At 51.1% G+C, this 11112-nt stretch carries 5 protein-coding genes and 1 pseudogene; 4 read left to right on the forward strand and 2 right to left on the reverse strand.

The window, feature by feature from the left end:
- Window positions 1–241: 241 nt before the first annotated feature.
- The 4 genes and pseudogenes from CHB99_RS00205 to CHB99_RS30435 all read left to right on the forward strand — a co-directional run bounded on the left by CHB99_RS00205 (window position 242) and on the right by CHB99_RS30435 (window position 9597).
- Window positions 242–4060 carry a nucleoside/nucleotide kinase family protein gene (locus tag CHB99_RS00205; protein ID WP_042127484.1) on the forward strand — a complete coding sequence of 1273 codons (3819 nt, stop codon included), beginning with the start codon at window positions 242–244 and terminating at the stop codon, window positions 4058–4060.
- 549 nt (window positions 4061–4609) lie between these two features.
- The gene (locus CHB99_RS00210; protein ID WP_042127467.1) at window positions 4610–6766 is read left to right on the forward strand and encodes an AAA family ATPase; all 2157 of its coding nucleotides are present in this window, start codon (window positions 4610–4612) and stop codon (window positions 6764–6766) included.
- A gap of 833 nt (window positions 6767–7599) precedes the next feature.
- Window positions 7600–8739: pseudogene (locus CHB99_RS30430) on the forward strand (methyl-accepting chemotaxis protein); the annotation flags it as partial.
- A 102-nt stretch (window positions 8740–8841) separates the two neighbouring features.
- Window positions 8842–9597: a methyl-accepting chemotaxis protein gene (locus tag CHB99_RS30435; protein ID WP_377697527.1), complete on the forward strand. Its 756-nt coding sequence runs from the start codon at window positions 8842–8844 to the stop codon at window positions 9595–9597.
- A 78-nt stretch (window positions 9598–9675) separates the two neighbouring features.
- Here CHB99_RS30435 and CHB99_RS00220 read toward each other — a convergent pair whose 3' ends face one another.
- Both CHB99_RS00220 and CHB99_RS00225 read right to left on the reverse strand, forming a co-directional pair.
- Complete coding sequence (locus CHB99_RS00220) at window positions 9676–10260, reverse strand: hypothetical protein (protein ID WP_042127471.1); 585 nt, start codon at window positions 10258–10260, stop codon at window positions 9676–9678.
- Window positions 10257–11036 (reverse strand): hypothetical protein, encoded by a 780-nt coding sequence (locus CHB99_RS00225; RefSeq protein ID WP_042127473.1) that lies wholly within the window; start codon window positions 11034–11036, stop codon window positions 10257–10259. The genes CHB99_RS00220 and CHB99_RS00225 overlap by 4 nt, the downstream gene beginning before the upstream one ends.
- Window positions 11037–11112: the final 76 nt, after the last annotated feature.

Below are 11112 nucleotides of genomic sequence, written 5' to 3' on the forward strand. Positions count from 1 at the left end.
TAGAGGTTCCCATACTGTATAAGGTTACGGTATGCTTATGGTTCATCGTTAAGCTGCCACAAGGGGCAATGCAGGTTCGCATGTAAGGCGGTAAATCACGCTCTATTTAACCGTTCGCAAAGATTGCACCAATAATTACATGTATTCACCTTGATTCAATGTCCACAAATTGCGCCTAAAAAGTTAAGCTGCTTTGAGATTTTTAATTTTTAAGGCTAACTCAGAACTAATCGAGAATCCCATGCGATTTTATGAGCTTGAAAAAACTGACATATCTAATCTCAATGACGGTGATCTTAGGGAGCTAGTCGCTCGGCTATGCGAGGCGGAGTTAGCGCAGCAAGGAGTCGGGCCGGTTTGTGTGCTATGGGGGGGAGCACAGGAAGCTGCAGATGGTGGTTTGGATGTTCATGTGAAAAATGCGGGAAATCTCACGAGCTCAGGCTTTGTTCCTAAGGCGAACGTAGGCTTTCAAGTAAAGAAAAATAGTATGAGCAGAGCAGCTTGTACTAAGGAAATGTTAGACAAAACGGGTTTGCCTAAAGAGGTAATCTCCGAGTTAGCAAAAAATGATGGGGCATACATAATTGTTAGTGGGAAGGATGATTGTAGTGAAAAGATGCTTGTCGACCGAGTTTCAGGAATGCAAGCCGCAGTTGTAAGTTTGGTGGGTAAAAGCGATTTTCTAGTTGATTTTTATGGTAGAGACCGTTTATTGGCTTGGCTAAGACTGTATCCAGGTGTTGCTCTTTGGGTTCGTTCACGTCTAGGAAAGCCTTTAACAGGATGGAAACCTTTCGGACGGTGGGCTCAAACTCCAGTAGATAAAGACGACGAGTTTTTGTCGGACAGTCATCCCTGTGTAATCGATACAAGTTCAAAAAACAAAACTCCACTGGCAATGGCTGAGGGGATATCGCTACTGCGTGACAGGCTGCGTGAAGTCGGTAGCGCTATCAGGATTACCGGACTTTCGGGTGTTGGTAAAACTCGATTAGCCCAAGCTCTCTTTGAACCGAATGTGGCTGAAGGTGCGTTATCTGCAACAAACGTAGTGTATGCAGATTTGGGGGATGAGCTAACTCCGACAGCATCAGAATTTATATCCTATCTCATTGCGAATAATCTCTCCGTCAACGTAATTTTGGATAATTGCCCATCCGATGTACACGGAAAGCTACAAAGGCAGATATCTCAACACACGTCGAAAATTTGTCTTCTTACTATTGAATATGATATTTCAGATGATACACCTGAAGAAACGCATGTAATTCATATTGAGCCATGTAGCGAGGAAACTGTAGCGTCTCTAGTACGTAGGCGATTCCCTGAGCTCCAAGAAATTAACGCAAGGAAAATATCGGAATTTGCGGGTGGTAACGCAAGGGTCGCCTTGGCGCTTGCCAGCAGAGTGAAGCCCGACGAGACATTATCCAAGTTTACGGATGAAAGTCTATTTAATCGACTGTTTGAGCAGCGGAAGGGTAAGGCCGGGAGTTTATTGGATGATGCTGCAGTTTTGTCGCTTGTTTATTCTTTTAATGTTTCTCAAACAGAATTTCATGATGAGCTTGAAAAGTTATCTCTGATCAGTGAAATTCCACGTGCGAGGCTTTATCAGTCTCATGCTGAGCTATTAAGGCGTCAGTTGAGCCAAAAGCGTGGAGATTGGCGTGCAGTACTACCTCATGCTTTGGCAAATCGCCTTGCACGTAGAGCGCTTGAGAATATTACCCCGCATGACATCAACTCAGAACTATTCAAACCTGAAAGTTTTCGCCTTTTTAAGTCTTGTGCTCATCGCATCGGTTACTTGCATGATTTTGATTTCGCACAAAAATTAGCTTGGACATGGATACAGCCTGGAGCACCGTTGTATGATCTTACTGCTTGTAGTGATGAGCAGCTCCAGGTGGTCGATTATATAGCGCCAGTTTTCCCTGATGCCGTCATAAATGCTATCGAAGTTGCAGTCGATAGCCAAAGTTTCGAATCTGATGGCAAGGAGCATTTCGATAAATTTATTGATTTGCTTTGTAAGTTGGCCTACGAAGATCGTAATTTTGATCGGGTAATTAATATAATTTTTAGGTTTGCAACGCCAGCTTCTACTTTGGGTGACGATGCCATTTTTAATGGCGTGCGAGATCTATTCTCGTTGTACTTGTCGGGGACTCAAGCTTTGCCCAGTCGTAGGCAACATGCTCTCGGTCGCTTATTGATGTCAAGCAATAAAAGACATCAAGATATTGCAGTGCTGCTTTTTCAATCCGCATTTCAATCTGTGCACTGGTCATCCTCTAAAGGTTTTAATTTCGGCGCCCATATTAGAACATACGGATGGGAGCCTAAGACAAATCAAGACGCTTTAGAATGGTATGAGGGTTTTATCAACGTTTTACAACCTTGCTTACGCTCTGGCGAGCTTGATAGAAGATCTCGAGCACGGAAAATTATAGCTAGTCATTTTAGAGGTTTATGGTCTTTTGTAGGTTGCTATGATGTATTAGAGGAATTGGTGGTTTCACAATGCAAAATAGATCAGTGGGTTGAGATCTGGCAACCTATAAAGCAAACTATAAATTTTGATGGTAAGGCTTTTTCCCCATTGGTTCTCAGGCGTCTCGAAGCTTTAGAAACGCTTACCTATCCATCAGATTTGCGTGCTGAGATAGAAGCTTACGTGTTTCGTCCAATATGGGATCATCTATATCAGACCAATGAAGATTTTAATGAGGTAGAAAAGAGAGTAAGTGAAAAGATTGTTGAGCTTGGACGGCAGGTTTCTTCCGACCTCCGATATTTGGAGTCTCTTGGTAGTAGACTATATCAAAACGATAATGCACCTTTGTTTTTATTCGGGAGAGGTTTGGCCAAGGGCGCGCTGTCGCAAGGAGATATGTTCGACTTCCTGGTTAAGTTATTGCAGTCTCATGACTGTGAGCTGAAGAGGCCTCATATATTTTCCGGATTGATCAATGAAATTCATAGCTCTAACCAGGTATTAGCACGCCAGCTCCGAGAAAAGGTGGTAGATACTCCTAAGTTGTCATCGCATTTTGTTGAGTTGCTAATATCGACAGATCTTGAACCTTGGGGGGTTGAGCTACTTATTGAAATGGCTCGGAAAAAAGATCTAGCTGCATGGGAATTGCAGATATTAGGTCATGGCCGGGTTCACGCAAAAATATCCGATATGAAACTAGCTGAGCTCATTGAGGAAACTATCAATCTTGAGTTCGGTGCTTCTGTAGCTTTAGATATTTTGTCAATGCGTTTTTTCACTGAAAATAGAAGCGCTCCTCCAGATGATACGCTTATTGTTGCTGGTAGATCTGCGATCAGTCGTTATTTGGAAACTCATGCTAATGGTGCAAGTAGAGCTATTCCAAGTGGGATAGAGCGAGTGTTGCAAATTTGTATAAATCAAAATTCCCCTAAAGAATTCATATCTAGGGTGATTGAATGTATTGGCGAAGGTTTGAAAGTTGGCCGGTTTTACAGTCATGATGTTCCAAGTATTATAAAGGCAGTCGTAATCTCGTTTCCGGAAATGCTGTTAGATTATTGCTACGCTCCTGAAAACATCTCACGATTATCGACCAGGTTGTTTAAGGATGCGGGTGGAAGGGATCAGCCTTCTTTAAATTTGGTATCCCCCGAGCGTTTGATTGCTTGGTGTAATAGCGATCATAACAAAATCGAGTATCTGATTGGTGCGATTCAAATCTACGTGTCTTCCGATACTTCAGATGACATGCTCAGTGTTCCGAAAGAGGTAAACATTAGTCTTCATGCTCTAGAACTTCTTCGAGTGGCCGCGAATAAAGCCAAAGCTCTTGAGGTTTTCGTAAGAAGAATGATGCCAAGTTGTTGGTCTTCTCTAGCAGATATTCTGGAAGTAAGAACGAGAGCATTTGCTACGCTTGTAGATCATGACTTATCTGAAGTGCGTGAGTTTGTTCAAGCTAGGCTTCCAATAATTGAGGCATCAAATCAGCGGGAAAGAGAGTCTGAAGCTGTCAGGAATTCTGAAATGGAACAACGTTTCGAAAGTTAAATGATATTCGCTTTGTTTGCGCGCCTCAACACAACGCTGTGTTGAGGCTATTTATGTGAGTTTTCAATTTCCCTTGATGCTTTTTGATTAGCGATCTTCATGCGGGTATCGTGCGTCGGTCCTATCATTTCACTAACGTCACCGCTGCGAGAACCACCAGCGTCCCAGAACCACACACATTTCCAGCATTACTCCCTCCATGGGAGCTGCGCTTGCGGGTGGTGGGCTGCGAAGCAGCCCCAGTGCCCCTGACTGATAGGCACTGATGTGTACGAGCTTGATCAGGATGTCAGTCAGAATACTCATAGCCGTTGTGCGGAAAGTGGCCAGTGGAGGTGGGCTCGGGTGATTCGTCACGCTCAAGGCCAAGGCCTGCCCGCAGACGCCGGCCAAAGCTTCCCATCGGTTTCTGGGCTGCTCAGCGACGTAACACGAAGTGCTTTGATACCACTCGCCTAAGGTCGATGTGGCAGACGTTTCTGTGCTCGCCTATGCTCGTGGTCGCCGACAGAGATGGCGCAAAGCCACTTAACACTCAGGAGTCAGGTTGTGATCACGGAATTGAACATCGATGGCGTTACTAGCTACAAATCCAAATCTACCCTCTCACCTACCAACAAAACGTCCCTGATTTATGGGCTGAACGGTGCAGGAAAGAGCACCATCTCTGAGTATTTGTACAATCAAACTGATCCTCGGTTCGCTAAATGCAGCCTGAAAACTAGCCAGCCATGTGAAATTTTGGTCTATAACCAAAGCTTCCTGAATGACTACTTTTATGAGGAGGATAATTTAAGAGGCATTTTCACCCTCTCGAAAGAGAACAAGGTTGCACTCCAGCAAATCGAAGTTGAAACCAAAGAGCTGGAGAAGCATCTGGCTGCTCAGCAGGCCAACTCAGATCTTGCGACTCAAAATTCCACTGCACTCGACCAAGAAAAATCCAAGGCGAGCAAAAAAGTCTGGGAAATTAAAACTAATTTCGCAGGTGGTGACCGTGTTCTGGAATTCTGTTTGGATGGTTTGAAAAAGACGGAACCTCTATTTCAGCATATTATTGGTCTGCCGTTACCGGAGGCCGCACCTGGTTATACGGCAGATGATTTGAAGGCCGAGGCCTCGTCAATCGAGGGTGAGGGTGCAGCTCCGTTCGCAAAAGTCCCACCACTTTCGGCTGGCTGGTTTGGAATTGAAGAGGATTCGCTCTGGTCCAAGATCATCGTTGGTAGTCAGGAGGGTTCAGTTGCTCAGTTCATATCCAAGGCCGGAAACTCGGACTGGGTAAAGCAAGGGCTTCGGTACATTGAAGATGATCAGGGTCCTCAAGCCTGCCCGTTTTGTCAGCAGGAGACGATTACTCAAAGAGTCATCGACTCGATCAGACAAGTATTCGATGAGGCCTATGAACTGGATGTTAATCAGCTGGAGTCATACAAGACAAGATATGAAACGCTGACCTCCAGCCTGAACCTTTACGATATTTCAAACTCTCCGCTTGCCAGCAAGGAGCTTGTGGACGCTTGGAGCATCGCATGCGAAGCTCTGAAGGCGTCAATCCGCGAAAACGTTCTTCTCATCGGCAATAAACTCAAAAGTCCAAGCACGCCGGTTGCTCTCACAGATACACAGTCTACCGCCAACACGATTAATGAATTAATCGGCGGTCTGAACGAACTGATCGATGCCCATAACGCCAAACTGGCGAACAAGAAAAAGACTCTGGATGACATCAGTTCGCGGTTTTGGGCTCTGATGCGATGGGATTATGACCAAACAATTTCTGCTTATTCGCATTCAGCTTCTGAACTTAGCGTCAAGGCAAAAGAAATCCGTCAAGATGGCATTAAGATAAATTCAGATGTGGCGGTGGCTAATAGTAATCTTGCCGCTCTTAGGAAACAAACGGTCAATATTGAAGAATCGATTGAGAACATCAACGCTGGGTTAGTAGAGATAGGCATTGATGGTTTTTCTGTCGTGCCATACGGGGATGATTTTTATCGAGTTTCAAGGGCAATTGATCAGGCGAATGCGTTTCACTCGCTTAGCGAGGGCGAGAAAACGGTCATTAGCTTTCTATACTTCATGGAACTTTGCAAAGGGCAGAAGACCGCTGAAGCGGTACCTCAAGCCAAAGTCGTAGTAATTGACGACCCAATTTCCAGTCTTTCTCATCTCTATGTGTTCAATATCGGTCAATTGATTAAAAAGTACTTTATTAACGATAATCTCTACAAGCAAGTCTTCGTATTGACTCACAGCTTGTATTTCTTCTATGAGTTAACGCATACCAATAAGGAGAATCGTGCGAAAACTCAACATCTCTTTAGAGTCCTCAAAAATACGAATGGAAGCTCCGTGATTCCGATGAAGTATGAGGAGATTCAGAACGATTATCAATCATACTGGTCAATCATAAAGGATCAAGCCTCACCACCCGCGCTGATTGCGAACTGTATGCGGAATATTGTCGAGTACTTTTTCAATTTTGTTCAGAAGAAGGACTTTAACAACGTTTTCCAGAAGCCAGCCTTGTCGACGGATAAATTTACGACGTTCTACAGGTATATGAATCGAGAGTCTCATTCCTTGGGCCAGAATATTTTTGACATAAAGGAATTTGATCATGACGTATTCAAAGACGGCCTCAGGCTGATTTTTGAGGAGTGTGGATATGCTGAACACTACCAGGCTATGAGCAAGTAAAATTGTCTTGGGCCTGGCATTCGCAAATGAGGCGAATGCTCGGTCCCGTGGCTACTCACGCAAGTTCTGAGCGAGTGCCAGTCCAACCTGCATCATTCCTGAATTTTTTGAGAGCAGCGCAGGCGCTGAAAGTTGCCACTGGGGTATTGGTGGAGGGGAGTCTTGTTATTAGGCTTGTGCCGTCCCGTGATGCCAGATAGGGCGCGTTGGGCATGGCTTTTGTAGGCACCCATGTCCACTTCTGGCCATTTTCTGCCGTTCCTCACCTAGCATTTGAAGAAGGCGAGCTCAGCTCTCACTGGATCGTCACAAGTCCCGATTCGATTCCACTGAAAGCCATAACTAGCTGATTTGTTTATAGACACCCTATGAGGTACATCAAAAATCCACCAAATTCCAGCCCCGCGAAAACCGGGTCCTCACAACCAACAACCGTCCGTCTGTCTCCGCACCAAAAAATCAAGGCTTGCAGCGATGCAGGCCTTTTTTGTTTTTGGGACGGGCCAGCAGAAATCGACGTTTCTGTTTCACCGCGAACCTCAACGAGCAGAGACTGAGCACTCCGCCAAATCAGGACGTTTGTCCAGGATTTCCCTAAAGTTTTCGGGGAGATGACCCGATATCGCTGAACGAACCTGGCGTATCGAACCGCCAGGCTTAATAAGAAAAGCCGTCATCAGCGAGTGCACGCCATGTTCGACACGCTCTCTATCCGTCTGAAAATCGTCCTGCTGTCCGGGATCAGTCTGTTGGGCGTCGTCGCCCTGGTCGTCGGCATCAACCTCTACCAGTCACGCCAGAGCGACGCGCTGGTGGGCGAAGCCAGCAGCGCGATGCTCACGCGCAATGTCCAGGCCCTGCTGCTGGCCCGCGCCAGCGAGAAAGCCGAACAACTGCAACGCGCTTTCAGCGACAGCCAGACCGTGGTCACCGCCCTCGCCGACCAGGTGCTCGACCTCCGACACCTGGGCCAGCGCCAGTCGATCCCGGCCGGTGACCTGCGCCAAGCGGCCGACCAGGCCCTGCGCACCACCTTCGACCGCAATCCCGAACTGCTCGGCGTATGGATGGCCTTCGAGCCCGACGCCTTCGACGGAGACGACAGCCAGTTCGTCAACGACGAGGCGCACAAGGGCAGCGACAAAGGCCGTTTCGGCAGCTACTGGAGCCGGGCACAGGGCAGCGTCCTGAACACCCTCATCGGCAGCAACGAGTTGGACAACACTGCCCTGACCCTCAACGGTTCGCCGTTCAACATCTGGTACACCTGCTCGCGGGACAGCGCCAAGCCCTGCCTTCTGGAGCCCTACGCCGACACCGTCGGCGGCAAGACCGTGCTGATGACCAGCATCACCCTGCCGCTGCTGGAAAACGGCAAGGTCATCGGCGTCACCGGTGTCGATATCGCCCTCGACTCGCTGCAAGGTTCAGCGGTGAGCGCCCAGCGATCGCTGTTCAACGGTGCCGGGCAACTGACCATCGCCTCGTCCACCGGCGTGCTGGCGGCCAGCAGCAAAGATGCCGCCCTGGTCAGCAAGAAGATCGACGACGCCTTCGGTGCATATGGCAAGCCGCTGCTGCAAGCCTTCGCCAGCGGCCAGCCACAGGTGTTCGATCAGGAACAGAACGTTCGCGCCCTGTTCCCGGTGCAGCCCATCAGCGGCAGCAAGCCCTGGGGCATCATCATCGACCTGCCGCGCAACGTGCTACTGGCCGATATCATCAGCCTGCAGCAGACCCTCGACGACGCCCGCACCGCAGGCACCCTGAAGGTGCTGTTGCTGGCGACCCTCGCCGGCCTCGGCGGCCTGGCGCTGATGTGGCTGACCGCCAGCGGCGTGACCCGCCCGCTCAACAGCGTGGCGCACATGCTCGAAGACATCGCCAGCGGTGAGGGCGACCTGACCCAGCGCCTGAATTACACCCGCCGGGACGAACTGGGCCGCCTGACCCAGGGCTTCAACCGCTTCCTCGACAAGCTGCAGCCGACCATCGCGCAGATCAAGCAGAGCATCAGCCAGACCCGCGCCACCGCCGACCAGTCCTCGGAAATCGCCCGGCGAACCAGCGACGGCATGCACCTGCAATTTCGCGAAATCGACCAGGTCGCCACCGCGTCCAATGAAATGAGCGCCACCGCCCACGACGTCGCCAACAGTGCCGCCAGCGCCGCCGAGGCTGCCCGCGGTGCCGACCACTCGGCCCGCGAGGGCATGGCGATCATCGAGCGCAGCACCCGCGACATCGCCCAGCTGGCCGATACCGTCAGCCAGGCCGTCGGTGAAGTGGAAACCCTGGCCAGCACCAGCGAGCAGATCGGCTCGGTGCTCGAAGTGATCCGCAGCATCGCCGAGCAGACCAACCTGCTGGCCCTCAACGCCGCCATCGAAGCGGCCCGGGCGGGCGAAAGCGGGCGTGGGTTCGCGGTGGTCGCCGATGAAGTACGCAACCTGGCCAAGCGCACCCAGGACTCGGTGGAGGAAATCCGTCACGTGATCGAGCGCCTGCAAAGCCATACCCGCGACGTGGTCGCCAGCATGCACGCCAGCCACGGCAAGGCCCAGGAGAACGCCGACCAGATCACCCAGGCGGTGCACGCCCTGGACCGCATCAGCGAGGCCGTCACGGTGATCACCGACATGAACCTGCAGATCGCCAGCGCGGCCGAGCAACAGAGCGCGGTCGCCGAGGAGGTCAACCGCAACGTTTCGGCGATCCGCGGCGTCACCGAGACGCTGACGGGCCAGGCCGACCAGTCGGCGCAGGTGACCAGCCAGCTCAACAGCCTGTCGGCACAGCAGATGAAGCTGATGGATCAATTCAAGGTTTGACCGGCTGATCAGATTGCATCGAGTCCTGCCTCAACCTCTGGAACTCAACTAAAACCCGCCTTACGGCGGGTTTTATCGCTATGGCTCGTAAAAACACCCACCCAACGGATCAGTCCAGACCAGATCCCCAGTAGCGGGGCGTCTCATCAGATTGTCGAGCCTGGCGTCGACGCTGCATTCATGACGCTCGGCAAACTCCGCCGCGCTGGCCAGCGTCATCAGGACTCCCGCAAAGTCTGGATGCACATCGGCCAAGGCCAGGCATTGTTCGTAAAGGGCGTCGTTGGCCGGCAGTTCGTCATTGTCGTCGAGCAACCCCGACAACAATCCGGCAAGCACCGGCTCACTGGCCTCATCCACACTGACCAACCGCTCCACTTCGGCCAGCCAATAGAACTCGTCTTCGCTTCCCGGGAGTGAAGAATCAGAAGGGCCTACAGCGCCATAGTCATGAATGGTCTCGACAACGCTACGGTTGCCGTCGGCCCACTGCCGGGCGAGAAAGTTGTGGCCGCATCCTTCGATCGTCAGGCGATACAGACTGTCGCCGCGCTCGAACAACATGCTGTTCGAACCCTGGCAAAGGAACGTGGCCTGGTTCAGTGGTGCTTGTTCAAGCAGCGCCCGAAAGTTCGGTCCATTGAATATCGGTTGTTCGATCATGCTCGTCCCCCGACTCCCGACGCTGCGACCGCAGCCCTGGAGAGCAGGCCAAGTTCGCTTCTTGGATGAGGTTTTTCCCCCAGCCAGTTGGGAATCAGAGCACCCTGGGCCGCGAAATGTTCGACATGAACCACGGTGATTTTTCCATCGGTGTAGGCCACCGCGTTGAGCATTTTCCAGGCACCGGGGCGGGCGCGGCGAAACAGGCCGTAGGCGGACGCTACGTAGTTCAGGCCCGTGCCGAGTCCAAACATGACAATGAGCCGGGTTTCCTCCGGCAGATCACGAAGAAAAGCCGTGGTGCAGTTGGTCGCGACCAATGTGCCGAACGGGGTAGCGATGAATTTGTCCAGCATCCCGCCACCCGAGCCTTTCCAGGACGCTGAGTTGCGATCGTAGCGCTCCACACTGCAACGAACGAGTGATGCGAAATGAAATCGCCCGGACGTGTCCGCGATCAGGCGGTCTACCTGTTTCTTCAGCCTGCCGGGCTCGTCGGTGGGGATGAGGCCGACGTGGGCCAGAATCTTGCCGACGTTGAGACGACTGCCCTTGAACGCAATGTCGTCATGCGGTGTGGAGGCGAGGGCGCCAGCCTGGGTCGGCCCCTTGGAGAAGCCCAGTACCACGATCTCTGGCCGGGTGCTGCCCCAGGCCAGAGGGTTTGCCGTGATTCGCCAATCGCCTTCCGTGTGTCTGGACACATCGAACTGTGGCGCAGCATCACGATGGCACCGCGTGCAGGTGACGCGGCCATGACTCGGTAAGCAACTCATCAATCCTCCCGGGCTCCCGCGTCGCGCTGCGGAAAACTTGAATGGCAACCATCAATGCGATGGGTCAAGTGGCTTA

Source organism: Pseudomonas japonica (assembly GCF_900188455.1).
GTDB classification, from domain to species: Bacteria; Pseudomonadota; Gammaproteobacteria; order Pseudomonadales; family Pseudomonadaceae; genus Aquipseudomonas; species Aquipseudomonas japonica.